The following is a 24,622-nucleotide window of genomic DNA, read 5'->3' on the forward strand; positions in this document are numbered from 1 at the left end:
TTTATGATTGAACAGTTTAGTATGACAAAACGATTTTATTGTATTCATGTTTTTTTGATTGGATTTTTTGCAATAGCCTGTACGGCCTCCGGCTCCCAGGAAAAAGAAGCTTCGGTTACGCCTGTGCCGGTGAAGGCGGTGGCACCGGATACGACCCGTACAGAACCCGAAACGCCGGCCGTGGCTGCTCTTGACACGGCGGAGTATGACAAACGGATGCGGGCGATCGCAAACGGGGATTCCACGGGACGCTGGCCGGTAAAAGCGCCCTATCCGTTACCGGGAGCGGTTTTTCCGTTCAATCGCGTCATTGCCTATTATGGAAACCTGTTCTCTAAAGGGATGGGCATTTTGGGTGAGTTGCCCAAAAAAGAAATGCTCCGTAAATTAAAGGGGGAGGTGGCAAAATGGGAAAAGGCGGACCCGGGCACTCCCGTATTGCCCGCCCTGCATTATATCGCCGTTACGGCACAGGGCAGCCCCGGAAGGGATGGTAAATACCGGCTGCGGATGCCTTTTCACCAGATCGATACCATTCTTAAATGGTCAAAAGAGATCGGTGCATTAACGTTCGTTGATATACAGGTGGGGCAGAGCACACTGCAGGAGGAGCTTCCGCGGTTTGAAAAGTATTTCAGGCTGCCGGATTTTCATTTAGGGATCGATCCTGAATTTTCCATGAAGAACGGGGATGCCCCCGGCAGCAAGATCGGAACGTTCAGTGCCGGCGATATCAATTATACCATTGACTATCTCGCGGAAATTGTGCGGGAAAATAAATTGCCTCCCAAAATACTGGTGGTGCATCGCTTTACCAACGATATGGTAACGGGGTACAAAAACATCAAGAAGGTTCCGGAAGTACAGGTAGTGATCGATATGGACGGCTGGGGCAGCAAGGCTTTAAAGACCGGAACGTACAATAGTTTTGTGTACCGGCAACCGGTACAGTTTACAGGGTTTAAGCTCTTTTATAAGAACGACCTGAAACGCGGCAGCACCGGCTTGTTTGAGCCGGGGGAGTTACTGCTGTTCAAACCCAAACCGGTGTACATTCAATACCAGTAGAAGCGTACGATACCTGTTAGGTTTCTAAAATCTAACAGGCATCGTATGCCCACTGAAATCATTTGAATTCAAAAGCAACTACGCTGTAATTGTTAAACGTAGGCACATACATCGTTTTTGTTACAGGATCATAGGCAAGGTCTGCTGTATTCATGATCCCCTGTACATCCAGCATTTTTTGCAGAGAGCCGGTTGGAGAGATATAATAGATGATGCCCGGCCAGCAGGTTACAATAAAATCACCATTACCGGCAGGTTCAAGCCCGTCGCCGCCCTGCTCCAGCCCGGAGGCGATCACCGTTTTGTTTTTATTCTTATCGACCTTCCACAGCTCTTTTCCCGCCAGTATATAAAGGTCGGTGCCCATTGCCTTCAGCCCATTGGCGCTGGTAGCTTTTTCGAGATACACCTCCGGCTCGTCCCCGGTTATCTTATAAACCTTGTTTTGCCGGGTATCGGATACGTATACCGTTCCTTTTTTATCAACCGTTACATCGTTCAGGAAAACCGATCCGGGAACAGGGATCGTCTTTACGACTTTTGATGCTTTTACATCAATGACCACCACATCGGTAATGTCCGCAACATATAAAAACCGCTTGTGCAGCGCCATTCCCTTGGGCGCATTCAGGCCGGCAATCCAGTTGAGGTCCTTTACCTTCCCGTTTTTATAAATGATGCCGACGCCGCCCTTGCCATCTTTTTCATTTCCATTCCCGTCGATCAGGGACACATAAAGTTCGTTCCTGTGCGGAACGGGCAAAACAGATTCGGGAACAGGTATGGAATCGGTGGTTCTCCACTGCTCAACAATGGTATGCTGCCCGTAACCGGTTACCGAAGCCATCAGGGCCAGTGCAGATATAAAAACAGATATGCGTTTCATTTTTTATGGTTGTTCGGGTGAAGGTAGCAAAAAAAAGCGATCGGGAGGAGTGCTTCCGGTGAGCGCGTAAAGTTACAGTCGCTGGTCCGCAGATTGATATATGAACACCTGCAGCATCAAAGAATGTTGGCATGCTGTCGGGATCCGCTACGATCCCGGAACGGCGCTCATTCATGTTTATCCCGTGTGAAGATCCTTCCGATATCTTTGCCAAGGCCCTCGAGATCCACCGTTGGATTGAGGAAATCATGATCGCTGACATAAAAGTCATCAGCCTCTGCCGGTTTCACCTGTATCGGGTAAATGAGGAGAAAATTGTTCGACCTGAAGTAGCGGTCGAGGTAGGTGAAGATCCTGTCCATATGCTGATTGTAGGAAGGGTATTGGGGACGGCTCAGCACAAAGGTGATGAGGTCATTTTTATCCGCTTCGCGCGACAGGATCAGGATATCTTCCCAATTGGTAAATTCATAAAAATGATAGGAGATAGGGTTCTTCTCATTCAGGTTGTACAGGAGAGGCTCTATGTTTTTTGCGGCAAAGAATTTTACCCCGCCGCCACAATGTTTGGCCAGCGTCCACAGGTTCGATAACCAATAGAAAAAGCCCGTTTCCCGTTCCGCATTTTTGGGAATGACGATGATGTTGTTCTTAATGGTAGATAAGGGCTGCACGGGATTGTAAACGTAGGTGGTTATTTTTTCGTTTTCAAGGATCCCGTTGATCAGGGCAAAGCTTTTGACGGAATTGTAAGGCTTGGTGCTGTAGCCCAGGATCAGATCGGTTATTTTGTTGGCCTTAAGCTCGCCGGTGATCCCGTTGGTGATGTTATCGTCATAGCGGATGATGTCGTGCACTTTGACGTCTGCGGAAGCGCCAGTTTGTACGGCCAGTTCCAGCATCTTTTTCCCGGCTTTGTCGGACTCGTCAGGCGCGTCGTGCTTGTTAATGATGTTAAGGGCATATACCTGGTCGGTATTGGCGGATGTTTTAATAGAGAGCGCCAGCTGAACCAGGTGCTCTGTTTTTTCCAGGGCATTGATGGCGATCATTATTTTTTCTCCTTCATCATCTCCGGTGGCGGCATCGTCCGTTTGTACCGCGGTTTCTTTGGCCAGCTCCTGCCCGCCTTTCTGAGCGGTGAGCGAGGCTATGGTACAGGTAATGAGGATCACCAGGATCGATCCGTTAAGCACGGCTTCATTGAGCAGGCGGATGGGCTCCCCGTCCGGCGTTTCGGATATAATGATGTTATAGCCAACCATTACCGCCGCCAGGGTAGCGGCTGCCTGCGCAATGCTGAGACCAAAGATCACCTGCAGCTGGTGCTTGTTGAGGCGGAATGTTTTGGTGGTGGCCCAGGCGGCCAGGTATTTGGCAACGATCACGCCCACCGTCAGCACCGCTGCTACCTTAATGGTTTCAATATCTTTTACAAACGCTTTAAAATCGATCAGCATGCCCACGCTGATCAAAAAGAAAGGAATGAAGAGCGCATTGCCTACGAACTCCACACGGTTCATCAGCGGCGATGTGGCAGGGATCAGCCGGTTGAGTGCCAGCCCCGCAAGGAACGCGCCAATGATGCCCTCCACACCGGCCAGCTCGGCCAGCACGGCACCCAGGTAAACCATCACCAGTACAAAAATGAACTGCGAGATCTTATCCGGAACTTTTTTAAAGAACCACCTGCCGATAATGGGGAACAGGAACAGCACGATAAATCCGAAAGCAAGAATGGAAAGCGTCAGCCGCAGCCAGAACGCGGTATTCACCTGGCCTTTGGTCATGCCTACAATTACGGCCAGTACCAGCAGGGCCAGGGTATCGGTGATCATCGTGCCGCCTACGGTGATGTTCACCGATTTGTCCTTTGCAACACCAAGCTTGCTGAGGATCGGGTAGGCGAGGAGCGTGTGCGACGAGATCAGGCTGCCCAGCAGGATGGAGGTCATCCAGTTAAAATGCAGCAGGTAATAGCTGGCAAGTGTGCCAATGATCATAGGGATGGTAAACGTGTACATCCCAAAAGTGATGCTCTTCCACTTGTTCTTTTTGAATTCGATCAGGTCGATTTCCAGCCCGGCCAGGAACATGATATAGAGCAGCCCCGTTGTGCCGGAAACCACAATGCTGCTGTCGCGGTCCAGTAACCCGAACCCATTGGGCCCGGTCAGCGCTCCGGCGATGATCAGCCCGATCAGGTGCGGGATCTTCAGCTTGTTCAGCAGGATGGGCGCCAGCAGCACAATGATGATCACGATCAGGTATTTTAAGATAGGATCGGTGACGGGGAGGGTAGCTTCTGCGATATTTAACAGCATATCGGGTATAAATTGGGTAAGGAATTATTGATTCTTTGACCGTTCCATATCTACCTTGAAGATGGTTTCACAGCCATCGGATTGGGTGATCAGCCGCTGACCGCTCATCTTGTTGAGCTGATCCACCTTCAGCTCTACCTGCATCAGGGCCGCAGACCGTGAGGTCTCGGCTTCAGGGGTAGAAAGTTTCAAGCCATTACTGGTAAACGTACCGGTGTAGATGCGGATCAGCTTATTGCCCTGCATGGCGCGGATCGAAACAACGGTGCCGCTCCCGCCGAGCAGCCAGTTCTCCTTCCGGATATCACCTACGGCGGAGCCCGTGCAGTTGGTTTGCGTACAAACCATGGTCACGTTCCAGCTTCCGGCAAGAGAGTCCGGCAGGGGAATGCCCGGCTCTGCGATCATCCGGCTTGCGGAATCCATTTTGGCCGCATATTTTCTTACACTGTCTTCCATCAGCCGGATCTCTTTTTCCTTGAGCATCACCGCCTGCTCGCGCAGGTTCAGGGCCTGCTCCCGCTCATCCAGCTGTTTTCGCCGTTCTTCAAAGCCACAGCCATACAGGCAGAGCAGGGATAAAAAAAGCCCGGTTATCATTGGTTGCTTCATAATCATATACATTGAGGTGAGATCACGCTAAGATATAAAAATATCTATAAACGGCGGGGTATTGCAAAGGAGGGGGTATCGCCTTCTTATTCCTGGGATGATGGCGGTTACGCGGATCAGAAAAATAGGACGCACCCGAAAAGGAAGAAGGACGAACGTATCAACCACCCGTATCGCCTTCTTCCGGTGCATTCAGCCCTGGGTTGCGATCGTGCACCGGATGTGCTGGTGCTGCGGGCTGTTTGTGTGGCCCGTAAATATTCCATTAAGCTGGAAGCAACTTGATCCGGCACAATGACAACCTGCTGAGTCATTATTGTTTTTTCCAGGTAAAACCTGTTGTGTCACTTTCTTATATCAATAGAAGAATGAGTTTGTTACCCCTGTTCCTTTCGGGGATGCCGGGGCCTCGGGTATCGCTGATCGACCGGCTTGTTGCGGTTCATTTTTTTTATTTCATAGCCTGTTTTTCAATGGCCCGAAGGGCATCACCGGTTATTGACCCCAGGCTTCTGCGTCCCTGGCGTATCCCTGTGTGCTTGGCGGCTCAAATCTTACTGCGAGGTTCGCGAAGGCTTACTCCGGCTGTATGCCCACACTGGTCCAGCCTCCGTCGATGACGAGGTGCTGCCCGTTGATATGCCGTGACCGTTCATGTACCAGGAATAGCGCGGCATGTGCAATGTCGGCTACCGTAGCCGGCCGGCCCCCGGGAGTGATCTTTTTCCAGGCGGCTTCATAATTTTTATCGGTGGTGGTGCGTTCGGTAAGTGTAGCCCCGGGGGCAATGGAGTTGATATTAATACCGTATTCCGAAAGCTCGATGACCAGGTTGCGCGCCAGCATTTCCAGCGCTGCCTTGCTCATTCCGTAAGCCACCAGTCCCTTATGGGCCAGGTGACCGGTAACTGAAGACATGAACAAAATAGAGCCGCCGCTGCCTTGTTGTCGCATCAGGCGTGCTGCGGCCTGCGCCAAAAAAAAGGAGCCGCCCAGGTTCACCTGCATCACCTTGTAAAAATCTTCAGGCGTGTAATCTAAAAACGCTCCGAATAATGTAATGCCTGCATTGGCGATGAGGATGTCCAGCCGGCCAAACCGGGTATGGGCTTCAAGCACCAGTTGCTGAATAACGCCTGTTTCACTGCAGTCGCCGGGAAGCGCATGGGTGCTGCCGGGATAGAGCTGGTTGATGGCACCGGTGGCTTTCAATGCCAGGTCTGCATCGATATCGTTCAATACAACGCGGGCGCCGTTCGCTGCCAGCTGCCGGCAAATTTCAAAACCAATACCTTGCCCGGCCCCGGTTACGATTGCTGTTTTGTTCGTAAAATCCATGTTGTGTTTTTGTACATTAATGAGAATCCTTTGCAACGCCGGCCCCGCTGCCGCCTCTTAAAAAATCCAGATCGGCTCCAAGATGTGCCTGCTGTACGTGGTGGGTGTACAGCTGCACATAGCCCCGTGTGGTGTGGGGTTGCGGCGGCTGCCATTGTTTTTTTCGTTCGGCCAGCTCGGCATCGCTCAGGTGCACGTGAAGGGTCCTGTTTTGTACATCCAGGGTGATGAGGTCCCCGGTTTTCAGAACGCTGAAATTACCACCCGCTGCTGCTTCCGGGGCTACGTGTAGTACAACGGTTCCGAAACCGGTACCACTCATGCGGCCGTCGGAGATCCGCACCATATCGGTGACGCCTTTTTGCAGCAGCTTCCGGGGTAATGTCATATTGCCTACTTCCGGCATGCCGGGATAGCCTTTGGGCCCCACATTTTTCAGCACCAGGATGCTGTTTTCGTCCACTTCGAGGCTGTCGTTATGAATACGTTGCTTATAATCCTCGATCGATTCGAAAACAACGGCCGGCCCTGTATGCTGCATCAGGTGCGCACTTGCCGCAGAGGGTTTTATTACAGCGCCGTCTTCGCAGATATTCCCGGTCAGAACGGCCAGCCCGGTTCCGGTATTGAAGGGCTGGCGGGTATTGCTGATGATGGATGCATTATAGCATTGGGCATTGTGATAGTTCTCGCCGATGGTTTTGCCATTGACCGTAAGCGCGTCTTTGTGCAGATGGGCGTCCAGTTCTTTCATCACTGCCGGCAATCCGCCGGCGTCGTAAAGATCCTCCATAAAGAACTGTCCGGAAGGCTGCAGGTTTACGATCAGTGGAATGTTCCGGGAAAGGATGTCAAAATCGCTGAGTTCCAGTGGCACGCCTATACGGCCCGCAATGGCCAGCAGGTGAAGGATGAAATTGGTGGAACCGCCAATGGCGGCATTGGTAATGATGGCATTTTCAAAAGCAGCACGGGTAAGGATGTCGGATGGTTTGAGGTCTTCGCGCACCATTTCCACGATCCTGCTTCCGGATTGTTGCGCCAGCACCTTGCGGCGGGCATCCACGGCAGGTATGGCGGCGTTACCCGGCAGCGCAAGTCCCAGCGCTTCTACCATGCAGGCCATGGTAGAAGCGGTGCCCATTACTGCGCAATGCCCATGGCTGTGGCAAAGGGCTTCTTCCATTTCCCGGAGCTGTGCTTCATCTACCGAGCCTTCCTCCAATCCGGCAGCAAGCCGCCACACATCACTGGTGCCAATGCTGGTGCCTTTGTATCTGCCGGTCAGCATCGGACCTCCGGAAACCACTATGGAAGGCAGGTTTACACTGCAGGCACCCATTACCAGTGATGGGGTGGTCTTATCGCATCCGCAAAGCAGTACCACTCCATCCAGCGGATTTCCGCGGATGCTTTCTTCCACATCCATACTGGCCAGGTTGCGGAACAGCATGGTGGTGGGCTTCATTAATGTTTCGCCCAGCGACATAACGGGGAACTCTACCGGAAAGCCGCCGGCCTCCAGGATGCCTCGCTTTACATATTCGGCCAGGTCCCTGAAATGGACATTGCAGGGCGTTAATTCGCTCCAGGTATTGCAGATGCCGATCACCGGCTTCCGGAACTCATGATCCGGGATCCCGTTGTTCTTCATCCATGCCCGGTAGATAAAACCGTCCTTCCCGGTACGGCCAAACCAGTTGTGGCTTCTGAGGTTTTCTGTTTCCATATTAAAAACGTCGTTATGCTGCAAGCTACTGTTTTCCTGCTGAAAAAGTTGGTTCCAGATCTCAATTCTGACAACAGACCGCTAAAGGTAGTTTGTGTAAAAGAGTGACTGGAGAGCCCGTTTACAGAAGGCTGATCGCGATATGTGTTGAAGATTGTAACCGGTTGAAACCTGATTCCCGGATCTGATAAAGAAGTATTTCCGAATTTCGCAATTTCAGATTCAACACTAAGAAGCTGTTTAAAAAGGATCCGGGAGCATCCTTATCATCACAAAAGGTACCGGCTTTTTATCGCCTCTCTTGTGGTTTCGCTGTAGCCGCCGTCTGTAACAAAACGAGGTTCAGCGATCATTTTATAGTGTCAAAAAAAGTGTATCAACATTATAATGATACAAACGGACTGACACATTCTCATTAGTGGCAACCGAAACGGTATCTACTAAAAAATGACACACGCCGGCTTGACACAAAAATAAAATGACCAATCATTATATCCGTATCTACACCGGGCAATAAAAAAGAGGCTGTATCAACCTCTTTAATGGCCTGCAGCGTTGTTCTTAAGAGCTAAATGCTGAAATCTCAAATCTCGATTCTCAAATCCGGTAGCTGACCACTAAAGGTAGTTTGGGTGACCGCGTGACCGGGGAAAACTTATTCCCGGATCCTCCTGAAAACTGAAGACCGATAGCTGACTACTACTGGCCCTGTGCCTGACTGTATGCTTTTTTGCCGTCCCATTCATTGAGCAGCTCCAGCGAACAGATCTTAAAATCGCCGCTAAGGCTCACGTACAGCCCGATCACATCCTGTTGCGTCAGCGGATGCTCATCAATGCTTTCAAAACGTACATTGTACTGGTTTACCAGGTTGGTATATACGGACCCTGTTGGCCATACCTGAGTACCGCGGTTGCTTACGTTCACGATCTTGAACTTTACGCCTGCATGGCGCTGGCATTTTTTTGCGATCACCTCCGGGAGTTCGGAACTTTCGATAAACAGGTCGACCCCTGCGATCTTTTCCTGGCTGGTTTCTTGTGATTCCAGCATTACATTCTTATCCAGGTGCAATACGGTGCAGGAGCTGGCCACGTCTGCCAGCTCGGGCTTGGCATTCTGTTGCGGTTTCTTGCCCAGGTTGGCGATAATGGCGCCGGCGAATTCCGGGGTGTTTACTGCCGGGATGGATTTGTTTCCGAAATCGCCGGTATGCACTCCCTGTTCCAGGGTATAGAGCAGGGCGTTCTCGATCTGTGCTGCTTTTTCCAGTAAACCCAGGTGGCGCAGCATGGCAATACCGCTCAGCAACAGGGCGGTAGGGTTGGCAATATTTTTACCGGCAATATCCGGTGCAGTGCCATGCACGGCTTCAAAAATGCAGATGTGGTCACCAATGTTGGCAGAGGGGGCAAACCCCAGTCCGCCCACCAGCCCGGCGCAAAGATCGGAAACAATGTCGCCCTGCAGGTTGGTGAGCACCACCACATCAAAATTATTGGGCTGAACCACCAGCTTCATGCACAGGTCGTCCACGATCACATCGTCGGCCTTCAGCTCCGGGTATTCCTTTGCAACTTCGTAAAAGCATTCCAGGAAAAGCCCGTCAGTGATCTTCATGATATTGGCCTTATGACCACAGGTGATCCTGCGGGCATTCTTCTGACGTGCCATTTCGAAGGCATAACGGATCACCTGCAGGCTGCCCGGCCGGGTAATAAAACGCCGGCTCAGCGCCACATCATGCGTCAGCATGTGCTCAATGCCGCCGTAAGTATCCTCGATATTTTCACGAACGATGGTAATGTCAATAGGGATACCGGCTTTACTGAATACCGTATCCACACCGTGCAGGGTCTGGAACACCCGTTTATTGGCATAGGTATTCCAGGTCTTGCGGGCCGTAACATTAATGCTTTTTACGCCTTTGCCTTTTGGTGTTTCCATGGGCCCTTTGAATAGGATACCCAGTTCTTCAATGGTCCTTTTTGCTTCTTCGGTCATCCCGTTGTTAAACCCTTTGTCAAATACCCATTTTCCCATCTCTACATACTCATATTCGAGGGGGACCTCAGCGGCTTTAAAAACAGTGATCACCGAGTCCATAATTTCCGGACCGATCCCGTCGCCTTTAGCTACAGCAATTTTCATGAACAGACTTAATTTACGTTTTAACGATTTTTTGCGAATTGAACTGAGTGCTATTGTTAAAGAACATTGGGTTTCAGACCCTAATAATTTACTACCTAAAAAAATTAAAAAGGTTGGCCCATTTAACAAGCTCAATAGTGGTGCAAAGGTAAGAGAATCTGCCGCCATAATAAATGCGAAGACCATTAAAAAATGCTATATTTACCAAAACTCCCATAAATGAGCAGTTTGATTTCAGCCGGTATCCATGTAAATGTTGAAGTATTCTTTCAGCCGGAATACAGCAATGCGTTACAGTCTGAATTTATGTTTGCTTATCGCATCACGTTGGAGAACTACAATCCTTTTTCTGTTAAATTACTGCGGCGCAGCTGGTATATTTTCGACAGCAACGGCAGTTACCGCCAGGTGGAAGGGGAAGGGGTCGTAGGCGTACAACCGGTATTGGCTCCGGGGGAAAGCTACCAGTATATGAGTGGCTGCAACCTGCGTTCCGAAATGGGAAAAATGAAGGGCAGCTACGAAATGGAGAACCAAAACAGCCACCAGCTTTTTTCTGTAGAGATCCCCGAATTTGAAATGGTTGCCCCGTCAAAATTCAATTGACCCTGTCCCGGATTTTTTTTAAATAAAAAGCTAAAAATATTAGTATTTATAAACTAATTTTTTTAGCTTTGTGTAAAACTGTTTTTATGCAAGTTATAGAATCCGTAAAAGCGGTGGCCGTTGCTGAATACCTATTGCTGATCACACCTCATGAAGATCTTTTCAACCGCATCCGGATGGAAAAGCAGGTTTTTTTTGAAAAGTACAAAGCTCCCGAGGCGATCCGCGGAAAACCCCACCTTACGCTGGTCCGGTTTACACAATTTGAGGGCGCGGAGGAGCGGATCCGTCAGAAACTCAGGAAGAGGGCAGCTGAGTGGCTGCCCTTCTGCGTGGAACTCGCCGGCTTTGGGAGCTTTCCTTCGCATACTATTTATCTCAACGTGACTACGCGGTCGGGCATTCAAAACCTGGTGAAAAGCATCCGGGCCGACAGTCAGGCGCTGATGAAGCTCGACAAAGACAACAAGCCGCATTTTATCCTGGAGCCGCATATTACCATTGCGCGGCGACTGAAGCCCTGGCAGTATGAAGCCGGATGGCTCGAATACCGGAATAAAAGTTTCAGCGGAAAGTTTATGGCCAATGCAATGACCCTGTTGAAAAGAACAGATGAAACGACGCCGTATAAAACAGTGGAACGTTTTGAATTTGCCGGCCGGCCTTTGCTGCCAAAGCAGGGGGTGATGTTTTAGGGGATTTGGGAATGGTGAAATGCGAAGGGTGAGAATGGGGTGAATGGGTAATAGTCAATAGCGCTCTCAGGAGCGGTTTAAAAACGATCCGGGAGCATCCTTATCGTTACAAAAAGCTGCCGTTTTTTTATCGCATGGCCTCGAAAGATCCGGCGAGAACGGGTTTCAATCTGTTTATAAGTCCAAAAGAAGAACGGAGAGCCAGGGGCCGGGGGCATGATGAGCCGTGCACATGGCATTTATGAAATTACGGCTTCCTTAAAGCCGGCTTTAAGGACAACAAAGCGCCGGATAGCGCTTATAAAGAGAACCAGGGTTCTATTTTTTAAACAGCTTCTTAGGCAAAAAACGAAATCTAACCGGAACCTGGTTGGAATTTGGAAATGTGAAGATTTGAAAATGGGCACCAGGTCCGGAACCGGTGTGACTTCAAACTTTAAACATTAAACCGGGAACAAAAAAAGCTACCATGGAAAAGAAATTACAACAGGACCATTTTAAAGTGGCCGTATCAAAAAAGGAAGAAGCACAGCAATACCTGCAGGGCAGGGGCGCGCAGATAAATACACCCAACCGGTTTCTTAAAAATGAAACAATAAAAGAACACATAGAGGCGATCGACGATTGGGAAGAGGACAACACAGGCACCCGTTACCTGGAGCAGGAAGCAAAAACGATCGTGAATAAAGTAGACAGTCCGGATGTGGGGATGGGCTACAGCATGAACGCGTACGCGGGTTGTGAGCACGGCTGTATCTATTGTTATGCCCGCAATGTGCATGAATACTGGGGATACAGCGCCGGTCTTGATTTTGAACGGAAGATCATAGTAAAAAAGAATGCTCCCCAGCTGCTGCGTAAACAGCTGATGCATCCGAAGTGGGAGCCGGTGCCCATCATGCTGAGTGGCAATACCGATTGCTACCAGCCGGCAGAAAAGAAATACCGGCTCACCCGGGGCCTGCTGGAAGTATGCAATGAGTTTAACCAGCCCGTGGGGATCCTTACAAAGAATGCGGGCATCCTGAGGGATAAAGATGTGTTGCAGGAAATGGCGAAGAAGAACATTGTAAGGGCAATGGTGTCCATTACCTCTTTTAATGAGGACCTGCGCAGGGTGATGGAGCCCCGCACCACAACGGCGTTGCAGCGGCTAAAGGTGATTGAAGAACTGAGCAGTGCCGGTGTCACCATGGGTGTAATGATGGGGCCAATGATCCCCGGCCTGAATGAGCACGAGATGCAACGCATCATGAAAGCAGCTTCTGAGCGGGGCGCTACCTTTACGGCTTACACTTTTATCCGGTTGAATGGCGCGATCAAAGTTTTATTTCACGACTGGTTGTATAAGAACTTCCCGGACCGGGCAGATAAGATCTGGCACCTGATCGAGCAGAGCCACAACGGCAAGGTGAACGACTCCCGCTGGGGTCTGCGCATGCGCGGCGAGGGAAATATTGCGCAGCTGGTGGCGCAGCAATACGCCCGGTATGGAAAACTGTACCGGATGAACGAAGGCGAAACCGGCCTCGACCGCAGTGCTTTCCGGCGCCCGGGGCAGCAGGGGACCTTGTTTTGACTGGCCTTGCTGCCAACCTGCCCCGGGGGTAGCGGTCCGTAACTGCGGCTGAGCGCTGCAGGCCCGGACTATGAATGAACGGCTGTAATGAAAACTGGACCACTTATGACCCGGATAAAGCAGTTGCCGGGGTGATCTTGGAATAGCGGACCCTGTTTATGATCCGCTATTTGTCACTGACAAGGGCAGACCGCCGGTCACTAAGGCCGGACCGGGCAACATTACTCAAATATTAAGAACTGCTTATAGTTTTCCACATTTTACGGGATAGGTGGAAAATATTTTTTATAGCCCAACGGACAGATTTTATAATTTACCGGGAAATTTCCTGTTGAACGGATTTTATGTGTGCACGATGGTGTGGTGTTTTAAAATAAGTAAAACCAGATTCATATGCAGAATAAAACAAAACAATGGAGAAAACTGACCGGTGAAAAAGTGACCGTCTATATTGAAGACGAGCTGCGTGGCGTGATCCAGCGTGAGCGCCGGATGGGCAGCCAGCTAAAGGTATGCATTGGTACCGACAGCCAGGTAAAGGGTGCAGATACGGAGTTCGCTACAGCCATTGTATTCATCCGTAAGGGGCGCGGGGGCTTTATGTACCTGAATAACGAAACAACACGGGAGAAAATGAGCATCCGCCAGCGGATGATGACAGAAGTGGCGCGGAGCATTGAAGTGGCCTATGCCCTGAGCGGTGTTTTTAATACCCATGAAGTGGATATGGAAGTGCATGTAGACATCAATACCGATCCGATGTATAAAAGTCACGACGCGCTGAAGGAAGCCATTGGTTATATTACCGGGATGGGCTTTGCATTTAAAGCAAAACCCGAGGCCTTTGCCAGCTCCTGCTGTGCCAATAAGGTGGTGCAGTAGGACGTTGTTTAAGATTTGACGGTTAATGTTTAACAGAAGCCTGCTGGTAGGCATGATGTAGGCTCTATATTTTCTATTTTCACCAGTTAACGGGGCCGGGAATGGGATATCCGGTATCCAAAGCCAGTATCAACCGCTCCTGACACGGTTCCGATCACTTCTACCGGGGATTGAATAGAAAAACCGGAACCTAAACGATCCGCCGGGTACGCTCCTTCATCAGCGCGATCGCCTGCTCACGGGTTTCAAACATATTGTTGATGTTTACGAGGTTATCTGCAAGTTTGTTGTATTGCTTGGTCATCAGGTAAATAAATATATGCAGGTAATGGATCCCGTCAAATACAATGGCCTTGCGGGCGGCAAACTCATCTTTGCGTTTCAGAAATTCGCCGGGCATTTCGGTATAGTGCAGGCCGGGCCTTAAATGATGAATGATGTGGTACCCGTCGTTCCAGCAAACCCGGTTGTAAGGAGTATTGATGCAGTTGATGGAATTGGTGTACAGATTTTCCGGGTCTGTATGGTCTATAAACGAATGCTGGGTCCAGTTTCCCAGCATCATCACGAAACGGGCAAAGAAGAATGGAACAACATACACCACCAGGGTGGCTTTCAGGTTGATGAAGCACATACCGATACAGAAAAAAATAAAGATCCACTCACCAAGTGTCAGCCGGGTATAAAGCTTTTTCCGTTTCCTGCGAAACAGATACTGGAAGGTTTGTTGAAAACCGAGAAAAAGAAAATTAAAAAAATAGGCAAAGAAACTGCGCAGGCTGTCCCGTTGATAGGCCATCGTACTGCTGGCATCGTCCTCGTTGTTGTTCTCTACATGATGCATGCCCATATGATGACTGAAATAGCCTTCCGGTGCGTGACCAAACAAGGGACAAATGATCCAGGTAATATAGTTGTGCGCTGCCTGCTGAAATTTAGGCTTGAACATCTTCCGGTGGCAAAGGCAATGGAACATCAGCCCGAACCGGCCTTTAAAATAAAACTGCGCCAGGTAAAAATAGGGGATCGCCACCGCCCACCAGACCCAGCCATTCAGCAAAGAGGTAAAGAGCAGCAAGGCAACGGGTACCACCGTAATGTGGATGAGGGTCAATAAATAGATAAAAGGAAGATCCCTTTTATCATTCATGAACTTCAGCCAGAAACGGTCGTAATGGCTAAACGACTTCTTGGGCTGATAAACCGGATCAGCCAGTGTGGACAAGGTTTTCATACCGGATATTTCAATGAATGCATATAGCAGCACGGCAATATAAGGAATCTTTTTAATGGAAGGCACCGCGGTGGTCGATAGAGAATGTTAAAGTATATTTGGCTTTATTCTTTGTTATCATAGGATTACATTTGTAAATATTAAAGGGTACTCCATGAGAATTGCTTTAGCGCAACAGAATTATCATATTGGCAACTTTGAAGTGAATACGGGGAAGATCATTGCCGCCGTTGAGCTGGCAAAAGAAGAAGGTGCTGATCTTGTGGTTTTTACCGAATTGTGCGTTTGCGGGTACCCACCCCAGGATTTCCTGGAGTTTGATGATTTTATTACCGCCTGCGAAAAGGCCGTGGATACGATCTGCAAACATACGGACGGTATCGGTGTACTGATCGGGGCACCCTGCAGGAACAAAAAACGGGAGGGCAAGGATCTTTATAACGCCGCTTTTTTACTGGCAGACCTTGAGGTGCGGGGTGTTGTACATAAATCACTGCTGCCCAACTATGATATTTTTGATGAATACCGGTATTTTGAGCCTGCCGATCAATGGCAGGTGCTGGAGTTCAGGGGAACAAAGCTGGCAATAACGATTTGCGAAGACATCTGGAACATGGGCGAAAATCCCCTCTACGGTGTTACGCCGATGGATCAGCTGATCCAATACCAGCCGGATATCATGATCAACCTTTCCGCATCCCCTTACAATTACGCACAGGATGTGGTTCGGAACAGTATTGTAAAAGCGCATACGCTGAAATACGGTATCCCGATGATCTATTGCAATACCGTGGGATCACAGACAGAAGTGGTGTTTGACGGGGGGAGCCTGGTATATGACCATGCGGGAGCAAAAGTGAAGGAATGCCTGTATTTTGAAGAAGATTTTTATGTTACAGACCTGGCGGCACTTCAGTCAGGCCAGGCGAAGGCGGCTGCAGAAGCCCCGGTCTTTTTCTCGGCCTCCGAAGTGGGGCTTGGAAAAAATACCCTGGAATATCTTGCCGATGATAAAAATATTGAAGAGATCTGCCAGGCCCTGGTGTTGGGGATCAGGGATTATTTTACCAAGATGGGGTTTACGCGGGCTATCCTGGGCGCTTCCGGGGGGATCGACAGTGCCCTGGTGCAGGCTTTGGCGGTGGCGGCATTGGGAAAAGAAAATGTGTGGGCCATATTGATGCCCTCGCAGTATTCTACCGGTCATTCCGTGGAGGATGCCGAACAGTTGAGCAGGAACCTGGGCAACCCGTATCATATTGTTCCTATAAAGAATATTTATGATGCATTTCTTGGAGAACTGGCGCCCATTTTTAAAGGCCTGCCGTTTAGCGTGGCAGAGGAAAATATCCAGAGCCGCAGCCGGGGCAACCTGCTGATGGCATTGTCGAACAAGTTCGGGAACATCCTGCTGAACACGTCCAATAAAAGTGAGCTGGCAACGGGCTATGGAACGCTGTATGGCGATATGGCCGGAGGCATCGGGGTATTGGGGGATGTGTACAAGACACAGGTATATGCCCTGGCGAAATACCTGAACCGGAACGGGGAGGTCATCCCCGGAAACATCCTTACCAAGCCGCCGTCTGCGGAGCTGCGCCCGGGGCAAAAAGACAGCGACAGCCTGCCGGATTATGCAGACCTGGATACCATCCTGGTGGAATATATCGAAGGAAGAAAAGGACCCCGGGAAATTGAAGCGATGGGATTTGATGCACAATTGGTAGACCGGATCCTGAAAATGGTCAACCGGAATGAATATAAAAGAAAACAGTTTTGCCCGATCATCCGTGTAAGCTATAAAGCCTTTGGTCCGGGCAGAAGGATGCCGGTAGTGGGAGAATATCTTTCATAGCGTGCCATTCACGACCCGGGGTTCATGGATCCGGCACCGGGAGCAGCGGAGGCGGGCAATGCGCAGACGCATTCCGGCAAGTTATTTGCAGAAAGGAGGTGGGGCGGGGAATAGCGAGTGGTGCTGGTGAAAGGATGGCAGATCCCAGATCAAAGATCACAAATCTCAAATCACAAATCTCAAAAATAATCATGGCAAAAACGGGAGAAGATATACGTCAGTTAAATGAAAAAATAGTTGGGGCCGGTTATTTTGTAGATGCCCTGCGTCAGGAGATCGGCCAGGTGATCGTTGGGCAGCACCACATGCTGGACCGGCTGCTGATTGGCCTGCTAAGCAACGGGCATGTGTTGCTGGAGGGTGTTCCGGGTCTGGCAAAAACGCTGACCATTAAATCGCTGGCAACGGCCATACAGGCAAACTTCAACAGGATCCAGTTTACACCGGACCTGCTGCCGGCGGATGTGATCGGTACACTGATCTATAACCAGCAGCAAAACGAATTTGTAGTGCGGAGAGGCCCCATCTTCGCCAATTTTATCCTTGCAGATGAGATCAACCGGGCGCCCGCAAAAGTACAGTCGGCCCTGCTGGAAGCCATGCAGGAGCGGCAGGTGACCATCGGTGATCATACCTACAAGCTGGATGATCCCTTCCTGGTGCTGGCAACACAGAATCCGCTGGAGCAGGAGGGTACCTATCCGTTGCCGGAGGCGCAGGTAGACCGCTTCATTATGAAGGTGATCGTACGCTATCCGGAAATGCAGGAAGAGCAGCTGATCCTGCGGCACAATGTGCAGGGCGAACAGCTGCCGCCGATCCGGCCGGTGGTCAAGATCCGGGAGATCCTGGACGCTAAAAGCCTGGTACGCGAAATTTACCTGGATGAAAAGGTGGAACGCTATATCCTGGATATCGTTTTTGCCACCCGCTACCCGGGGCGCTATCAGCTGGAAAAACTGGCACCCCTGATCTCCTACGGTGCTTCTCCCCGCGGCAGTATTAACCTGGCGCTTGCCGGGAAGGCGCAGGCATTCCTGAACAAGCGCGGATTTGTGATCCCGGAAGATATCCGCAGTGTGGTGTACGATGTGCTGCGGCACCGGATCGGGCTTACCTACGAAGCAGAGGCGGAAAATATTGCAGCGGAAAATATCATCGATGAAGTGCTGAAAGCGGTGAATGTGCCGTAGGAGGTGAATGGTCAATGGTGAACGGGGGAGAAGCGAATAGGGTGATTGCTGAAGACTGATAACGGAAAGCTGAAGACAAATACGGATCGTTCAAGTCTCGAATCTCAAGTCTCAAATCTCAAATCTCAAAAGAATCATTGCGAACGCGTGAAGAAATATTAAAAAAAGTACGGGAGCTGGAGATCAAGAGCAAGAAACTGGCAACAGAATTGTTCTCCGGGGAGTACCATAGTGCATTTAAAGGCAAAGGAATGTCCTTTAAGGAGGTGCGGGAATATACTCCCGGCGATGATGTGCGGTTTATCGACTGGAATGTTTCTGCGCGTATCGGGCATCCTTATAGCAAGATATTTGAAGAGGAGCGCGAGCTGACGGTAATGCTGCTGATCGACATCAGCCGGAGCGGTCTGTTTGGTACCTCCTACGGGCGTAAACGCGATGTTGCTGCGGAGATCGCCGCCGTACTTTCCTTTTCGGCCGTAGCCAATGCAGACAAAGTAGGCGCGGTGTTTTACAGTGATCAGATCGAAATGTACATTCCGCCCAAAAAGGGCCGGCAGCATGCATTGTTCATTGTAAGGGAGATGCTGGGACTGGAGCCCTCAGGTAAAGGGACCCGCACAGAAATGGCGATCCGGTTTTTGACCAATGCCATGAAACAGGGATGCATTGCATTTGTGCTGAGCGATTTTATTGATACGAATTACGAAGATGCCCTGCGTGTTGCCGGAAAGAAGCACGACCTTATCGGGATCAAGCTGTATGACCGGATGGACAAGGAATTGCCGGATGCAGGACTCATCCAGCTCTTAGATGCGGAGACAGGCGCTCTCCAGTGGGTTGACTCGGGAAATGCATATGTGCGCCGGAAATACGAAGAGGAATTTTTCCGGATCACCGCCTATTGTGCCGCCGTGTTTAAAAAGGCCAACAGCGACCTGCTGCATCTGAAGACCGGCGATGACTATATCCAGGTATTGCGCCGTTTTTTCAAGAGCAGGGTCAAAGGCAGTATTAAATAAAGAAGAAGATATCGGATGTTTAAGAAAGGAGCTTGGATCATTGGTTGGTTGTATCTGCTGACAGCGGGGATAAACACATCGTTGCTGGCACAGGAAGTATCGGTCAGTGCTTCGGTAGACAAAAACAAGATCCTGCTTGGAGAACCCGTTTTACTGACGCTGGAAATACGGGCACCGGCAGACAGCCGGATACAGCCGTTCCGGATCGACACATTACCGCATTTTGAATTGCTGTCGAAAGACAGCCTTGTAAAGGAGAACACCGGGGGGCAGCAGGTGATCCGGCAGTACTTCCGTATAACGAGCTTTGACTCCGGCCGGTGGGCGATTCCCCCGATCGTTCTGAGCTCCGGACCCAAAACGGCATCCATCTTAATGGACGTGGTCTTTACGGAGCCGTTTGATCCCAACCAGCCTTATCATGATATACAGGATGTTCGATCCATTCCATTCAAACTGAGCCAACAGTTTGAAAAGTGGTGGTACATGATCGCCTTGCTGCTGGTCATGATTACCCTGGTCACATACTATATGACGGGCGAGAAGAAACCCAGAGCCGAAGCAAAAGTGTATCGAAGTGCCTACGCAAAGGCCCGTCAGCAGTTAAAAGAATTAAAGGATGCGCAGGTGTCTGAGAGCCGTTTTTACGCCCGGCTGGTAGAGATCCTGCGGGCCTTTTTATCGGAACGCGCAAGAGTGAATTCCCTGCAGCAAACATCGGTGGATCTGGTGGAAAAGATCAGGCCGCTTTTTACGGATGAACAGCTGTACCAAAGCCTGGCGCAGGTGCTGTCCTTATGCGACCTGGTGAAGTTTGCGCGATACGATCCCGAAGATGCCGAAGCGCAATCCGCTTATGAGGTGATCCAAAAAGGAGTGGATCATATAGAGGAAGGCATACGGAATGCCGCTAAATCCAAAAAAGAAGAAGGCGCTGCTCCCGCAGGGGATGGGGCCGTAAAGAAACAATGATCTACGACTGGTTACAAAATATAAAATTTATCTGGCCGGAGAATTTTATTTTCCTGGCCCTGATCCCGTTTTTAATTGCCCAGTATATCAAGAACGGAAAACGGGGTAAGGGCGCCATCCTGACCTCCAGTGTACAATCAAAAATACCCGGCACTTTTAAGACCCGGTTCCGGCACCTTCCTTTTGTACTTCGCCTGATCGGCATTACCTGCCTGGTAACGGCGCTGGCACGCCCGCAGCACCAGGAAGAAATGTCGCGCAGTGAAGGGGAAGGCATCGATATTATGATGGTAATGGATGTGAGCGGCAGTATGAATACACCGGATGTAAAACCAAGACGGTTCATCGTTGCAAAAGAAGTGGCGATTGATTTTGTAAAGAACCGGCCTACGGACCGGATCGGGTTGGTTGTTTTTTCAGGCGAGGCATTTACCAAGGTACCGCTCACACCAGATAAGGCCACCCTGCTGAATCAGCTGGTTGAGCTTAAAGTAATGGATGGAGGCTACCTGGAGCCGGGCACGCTGATCGGGGAGGGACTGGCAACCGCCATAAACCGTATCAGCAAAGGCAGCAGCAAAACGAAGGTGATCATTTTGCTGACGGACGGCAAGGAGGATGCCCCGCCTACGCGCATCATCGATCCGGCCATGGCATTGGAGATCGCCAAGGCCAACAATGTAAAAGTTTATTGCATCGGGTTGGGGGTGAGCGAATTTACGGAAGAGCAAATGGCTTCAGGTGTCCGGAATTTCCTGGATGAGGACCTGCTGAAACGTATCGCCGGCCAAACCGGCGGTCAGTATTACCACGCCGTAGACAAAACCTCCCTGCAGGCCATTTATGGGCAGATCGATAAGCTGGAAAAAACAAAGGTAGAAGTGATCCGTTATAAACAAACCGAAGAGATGTTCCTGCCGCTGGTACTTGCTGCCCTGGGGCTATTGCTCCTGGAAGTGCTGCTTCGTTATACGGTGTTTAAGCGGTTCCCCTGATTTGCCGGTAAATGGTTTGATTTTTGCTGTAGTCCCGGATGGGGCGATGCTTGCTGTGCGCCATGCTTCTTTTAAAAACAGGGATCCGTTTTATTAAAATTGTGCTCCGGCAGCAGCCGTATAAAATTATTGTCCGGATGTTGGCGCAATTGGGGAGTTTTGGTAACTTCAGAAAATATTTTGTGATTGCGGAGAAGGAAAAGGTATTGATCCCGGCATTGTTTATTCATCCTTAAAACATAAATCATATGAAAGTAACTGCTGTATCAAAGTTCTTTGCCGAACTGATCGGGACCATGGTGCTGGTGCTTATGGGATGCGGAAGCGCTGTAATAGCGGGCGCAGACGGAACAACGGGTGTAGGCTTGCTGGGAATTGCTTTTGCCTTTGGATTAAGCGTGGTGGCAATGGCTTATGCCATCGGGCATATATCCGGCTGTCACATCAATCCTGCGATCTCTATTGCAATGGTGGCTGCCGGGCGGATGAAGGCCGGCGAGGCGGCTTATTATATTGCTGCCCAGATTATTGGTGCCATTATCGGTGCAGCGGTGTTATTGCTGATCGCCAGCGGCAAAATGGATTATATGGGTGGACTGGGTCAAAACGGGTACGGAGACTTTTCGCCTCAGAAGTATTCATTGCAAAGCGGGCTGATCGCTGAAATTATTTTTACATTTATTTTCCTGCTGGTGATCCTGGGGGCTACGTCTACCAAGAACATTCATGGCGGCTTTGCGGGGCTGAGCATTGGTTTGAGCCTGGTGCTGATCCACATTGTGGGGATCCCCATTACCGGCGTTTCTGTAAACCCGGCCCGCAGCATTGGCCCGGCATTGCTGAAAGGCGGCGAGGCATTGAGCCAGGTCTGGCTGTTTATTGTGGCACCCGTTATCGGGGCCGTCCTGGCAGCCGTTGTATGGAGCCTGCTGTTAGAGCGGCCCGAGCGGAAAGCTGCCTGACCCAAAAGCAGATGCCCCGGATACCCGGAAAGGCAATGAACAAAATTTTAAGTGAGCAGCATCGTGGTGCGGATCAGCGCACCGCGATGCTGCTGTTTGTTACAGGGGATACCGTTTGGAAATATGATTGATAAAATGGTGCAGCTGCCAGGCGGAGCGCCAGGGCCGGTCAAAAGATCAGGGCGATGCCCTTTTGCTATTGTAGCATTCCCAGCTGCTGCCAGAGCTGGAAAAAGCGCTGATCGCCCGGGTAGTACTTCTTGAGCGTTTCTGCATAGCGTTTTGCAGCGGCTGCATTGTTCTGCTGTAAATACAATACACAAAGCGCATAGTTGATGTCCGCATCTGCGGGCGCCAGTTGCAATGCTTTCAGATACTGCTGTTCTGCCGGCTGGTATTGCTGTTTTTGCTGCAGCAGAATGGCATAGTTATAATACACGCGGGGATTGGAGGTCTTCAGATCGATTGCTTTTTTTAAGCTTTTTTCAACGTTCTCCGGTTGTTGGAGTTCATTGTATAACAGCGCCAGGTTAAAATAAATACGGTCATTTTGGGGGTCGATGCGGGCGGCTTCTTCCAGCGTTTTTAAGGCTGCCTGGTTATTGCCCATGATATTGTAAACGGTAGAAAGGTTCAGCCGCGCATAATTCATCTGGCTGTCTTTTTGAAGACCTTTCAGGTAGAAGGAGGCTGCTTTGTCGTAATTCTTCAGCTTTAAATAATAGTCGGCAGCCATAATGTTGCCGGAGGCAAAGTCGGTCTGATAAAGCACGTGATCGTTCAGCTCCGCCAGCGCCTGGGTATAGGCGGTGCCCAGGCCGGCTATGAGGTCGGCGTCATTGGCGCCCAGCACCAGGTTGGCTGCAGCAATACGTACGGCACGTACCTTATCGGCAAGCATTTCCCCGATGGCATCCCGCCACAGGGCAGGAGTAAAATTGTTCAGACCAACCACGGCGCGATAACGTACCTGTGCATTTTTATTGTGAAGTTCCCGCAGTACACCGGCAACCGGGTTATCGTTGTTCGGCACACCCGCCAGGTAATGTACGGCAGTTGCCTGAATGATCGGCGGTGTGGCCGTGTCCCGGATCAGTTTGATCAGGTGCGCCTGGCTGCCGGCATCCATTTTGCTGCCGGGGATCAGGTCTTCTGCAAAATGATATTTCCTGGAAGGACCAAACCATTTGTTCACGGCCGCTTCTGCCCATCCTGCAGATTGGTTGGTATGGCAATTGTTACAGGCATTGGGGGTGCCGTATTTTACCGACAGGTCCGGACGGGGTACCCGGAAGGTATGATCGTGCCGCCAGTCGTTGCCCATATAGAATTTGCCGGGCATATGGCAATTCTTACATTCCGCGCCGGCGGTATTAACCGCGTGAAAGGTATGCGTGGGGGCATCGTATTTTTTATCATGGCATTGCAGGCAAACCCCGTTGCCCGCTATCAGCAGCTTACCGGTATGCGGGTTATGGCAGCTGCTGCATTTTACGCCCTGCTTATACATCTTGCTTTGTAAAAAGGAAGCGTAGGTATAGTCCTCGTCATCCGCCTGACCGTCTGCATGGAAGAATTCGGCAGTGGGAATCTCGGGGAGGTAATCATCCAGGATCTCATTGCTGTTCTTTAGATCGGCGCTGATGGTACCTTTGCGCGCATGACAGGGGAAACAGGTCTGGATCTCCGCCAGCTGACTGCTGTTTTTGGCGGCTCTCAGGTAAGAACCAGGATGTTTTTCCCCGTTTTTGTAATCGCTGCTGCCAATGTAATCGATGTGCTGCTTTGCCGGTCCGTGGCAGGCCTCACAGCTTACCGTAAGTACACTGTAAGTGGTATGATAGCTGTCGGTTTCGGTATTGTAGTTCTTTTTTAAATTGGTGCTGTGGCATTCAGCGCACATGGTATTCCAGTTTTGCCCGTTGCCGGTCCAGTGCAGCCAGTCGTTTGCCGCCAGCTTTTGCCCGGCGTATTGATGAAACCATTTTTTATCCTTGCTGTTCCACGATTGGCGGGTAGCCTGCATGCGGCCTTTGTCAAATGTTACTAAATATTGCTGCAAAGGATAGTAGCCAAATGTATATTTGATCTCATAGTCGTGATTCTTTCCATCAGGACCCTCGGTGTTGATAAAGAATTTTCCGTCTTTTTTAAAGAATTTTGAAGTAACCCCGTCGGCGGTGTAAGAGGCATTATTGAAATCGCCCAGTACGGTAGAATCATTGGCAGGCTGCATCGCTTTAAAATGATCAGAGAGTTGCCACTGATCGTGCTCGTTCTTATGACAGCTGATGCAGGCAGCATCGCCTACATATTCATTGGCGGTGCGACGCTCCTCTTTCTTTTTCCCCGGCTGCGAGCAACGGACAATGACCAGGCTGCCCAGGAAAAAGAGCAGGATGGAAAAAAGAACAAGAATGGTTTTTTTATGATGCGTCCACCTCATAGAGAACAAATATAGGTATCAGTTTTCAGCTTTCAGCTATCAGTTTTCAGCAATCGCCTATCAGTTGTTAGCA

At 50.2% G+C, this 24,622-nt stretch carries 19 protein-coding genes; 11 read left to right on the plus strand and 8 right to left on the minus strand.

From position 1 onward, the window contains the following. Positions 1 to 21: 21 nt before the first annotated feature. A complete protein-coding gene (locus tag B160_RS0103430) occupies positions 22 to 1,068 on the plus strand; it encodes a hypothetical protein (RefSeq protein ID WP_211218037.1) in 1,047 nt (348 codons plus the stop codon). Positions 1,069 to 1,126: 58 nt separating this feature from the next. On the opposite strand, the gene B160_RS0103435 is transcribed toward B160_RS0103430, so the two are convergent. From B160_RS0103435 to B160_RS0103465, 6 genes are all read right to left on the minus strand, one after another. Then, positions 1,127 to 1,954 (minus strand): NHL repeat-containing protein, encoded by an 828-nt coding sequence (locus B160_RS0103435; protein WP_018626469.1) that lies wholly within the window; start codon positions 1,952 to 1,954, stop codon positions 1,127 to 1,129. A 167-nt stretch (positions 1,955 to 2,121) separates the two neighbouring features. Continuing rightward, positions 2,122 to 4,278 carry a cation:proton antiporter gene (locus B160_RS0103440; protein WP_018626470.1) on the minus strand — a complete coding sequence of 719 codons (2,157 nt, stop codon included), beginning with the start codon at positions 4,276 to 4,278 and terminating at the stop codon, positions 2,122 to 2,124. A 24-nt stretch (positions 4,279 to 4,302) separates the two neighbouring features. Beyond that, positions 4,303 to 4,890, minus strand: a complete 588-nt coding sequence (locus B160_RS0103445; protein WP_157557866.1) for a hypothetical protein — start codon at positions 4,888 to 4,890, stop codon at positions 4,303 to 4,305. A 576-nt stretch (positions 4,891 to 5,466) separates the two neighbouring features. Next, entirely contained in the window at positions 5,467 to 6,228 is a 762-nt protein-coding gene (locus tag B160_RS0103450; RefSeq protein WP_018626472.1) for an SDR family NAD(P)-dependent oxidoreductase, read from the minus strand. A gap of 16 nt (positions 6,229 to 6,244) precedes the next feature. Next, a complete protein-coding gene (locus B160_RS0103455) occupies positions 6,245 to 7,957 on the minus strand; it encodes an IlvD/Edd family dehydratase (RefSeq protein ID WP_026309496.1) in 1,713 nt (570 codons plus the stop codon). Positions 7,958 to 8,656: 699 nt separating this feature from the next. Continuing rightward, positions 8,657 to 10,108 carry an NADP-dependent isocitrate dehydrogenase gene (locus B160_RS0103465; protein ID WP_018626475.1) on the minus strand — a complete coding sequence of 484 codons (1,452 nt, stop codon included), beginning with the start codon at positions 10,106 to 10,108 and terminating at the stop codon, positions 8,657 to 8,659. 219 nt (positions 10,109 to 10,327) lie between these two features. Here B160_RS0103465 and apaG point away from each other — a divergent pair, with 219 nt between their 5' ends. The 4 genes from apaG to B160_RS0103495 all read left to right on the plus strand — a co-directional run bounded on the left by apaG (position 10,328) and on the right by B160_RS0103495 (position 13,870). Next, positions 10,328 to 10,714, plus strand: coding sequence for a Co2+/Mg2+ efflux protein ApaG (gene apaG / locus B160_RS0103475; protein ID WP_018626477.1), 387 nt, complete (start codon positions 10,328 to 10,330; stop codon positions 10,712 to 10,714). 86 nt (positions 10,715 to 10,800) lie between these two features. Next, positions 10,801 to 11,409, plus strand: coding sequence for a 2'-5' RNA ligase family protein (locus tag B160_RS0103480; protein WP_018626478.1), 609 nt, complete (start codon positions 10,801 to 10,803; stop codon positions 11,407 to 11,409). Positions 11,410 to 11,878: 469 nt separating this feature from the next. Continuing rightward, a complete protein-coding gene (locus B160_RS0103490; RefSeq protein ID WP_018626480.1) occupies positions 11,879 to 12,988 on the plus strand; it encodes a PA0069 family radical SAM protein in 1,110 nt (369 codons plus the stop codon). A 393-nt stretch (positions 12,989 to 13,381) separates the two neighbouring features. Then, positions 13,382 to 13,870, plus strand: coding sequence for a ribonuclease H-like YkuK family protein (locus B160_RS0103495; RefSeq protein ID WP_018626481.1), 489 nt, complete (start codon positions 13,382 to 13,384; stop codon positions 13,868 to 13,870). A gap of 190 nt (positions 13,871 to 14,060) precedes the next feature. Here B160_RS0103495 and B160_RS0103500 read toward each other — a convergent pair whose 3' ends face one another. After that, complete coding sequence (locus tag B160_RS0103500; RefSeq protein ID WP_026309498.1) at positions 14,061 to 15,104, minus strand: fatty acid desaturase family protein; 1,044 nt, start codon at positions 15,102 to 15,104, stop codon at positions 14,061 to 14,063. A gap of 154 nt (positions 15,105 to 15,258) precedes the next feature. On the opposite strand from B160_RS0103500, the gene B160_RS0103505 reads away from it, so the two are divergent. The 6 genes from B160_RS0103505 to aqpZ all read left to right on the plus strand — a co-directional run bounded on the left by B160_RS0103505 (position 15,259) and on the right by aqpZ (position 22,103). After that, entirely contained in the window at positions 15,259 to 16,959 is a 1,701-nt protein-coding gene (locus tag B160_RS0103505) for an NAD+ synthase (protein ID WP_018626483.1), read from the plus strand. A 191-nt stretch (positions 16,960 to 17,150) separates the two neighbouring features. Next, on the plus strand, positions 17,151 to 18,152 hold the full coding sequence (locus B160_RS0103515; protein ID WP_018626485.1) for an AAA family ATPase: 1,002 nt from the start codon (positions 17,151 to 17,153) through the stop codon (positions 18,150 to 18,152). A gap of 137 nt (positions 18,153 to 18,289) precedes the next feature. Next, complete coding sequence (locus tag B160_RS0103520) at positions 18,290 to 19,174, plus strand: DUF58 domain-containing protein (RefSeq protein WP_018626486.1); 885 nt, start codon at positions 18,290 to 18,292, stop codon at positions 19,172 to 19,174. A 15-nt stretch (positions 19,175 to 19,189) separates the two neighbouring features. Beyond that, complete coding sequence (locus tag B160_RS0103525) at positions 19,190 to 20,146, plus strand: hypothetical protein (protein ID WP_018626487.1); 957 nt, start codon at positions 19,190 to 19,192, stop codon at positions 20,144 to 20,146. Beyond that, positions 20,143 to 21,141 (plus strand): vWA domain-containing protein, encoded by a 999-nt coding sequence (locus B160_RS0103530; protein WP_018626488.1) that lies wholly within the window; start codon positions 20,143 to 20,145, stop codon positions 21,139 to 21,141. Before B160_RS0103525 ends, B160_RS0103530 begins: the two co-directional genes overlap by 4 nt. A gap of 248 nt (positions 21,142 to 21,389) precedes the next feature. Beyond that, the gene (aqpZ, locus tag B160_RS0103540) at positions 21,390 to 22,103 is read left to right on the plus strand and encodes an aquaporin Z (RefSeq protein ID WP_018626490.1); all 714 of its coding nucleotides are present in this window, start codon (positions 21,390 to 21,392) and stop codon (positions 22,101 to 22,103) included. Between the two features lie 196 nt (positions 22,104 to 22,299). Here aqpZ and B160_RS28305 read toward each other — a convergent pair whose 3' ends face one another. Continuing rightward, a complete protein-coding gene (locus B160_RS28305) occupies positions 22,300 to 24,549 on the minus strand; it encodes a tetratricopeptide repeat protein (protein ID WP_083927653.1) in 2,250 nt (749 codons plus the stop codon). Positions 24,550 to 24,622: the final 73 nt, after the last annotated feature.

Origin of the sequence: Niabella aurantiaca DSM 17617, assembly GCF_000374125.1 — a bacterium.
Taxonomy (GTDB): domain Bacteria; phylum Bacteroidota; class Bacteroidia; order Chitinophagales; family Chitinophagaceae; genus Niabella; species Niabella aurantiaca.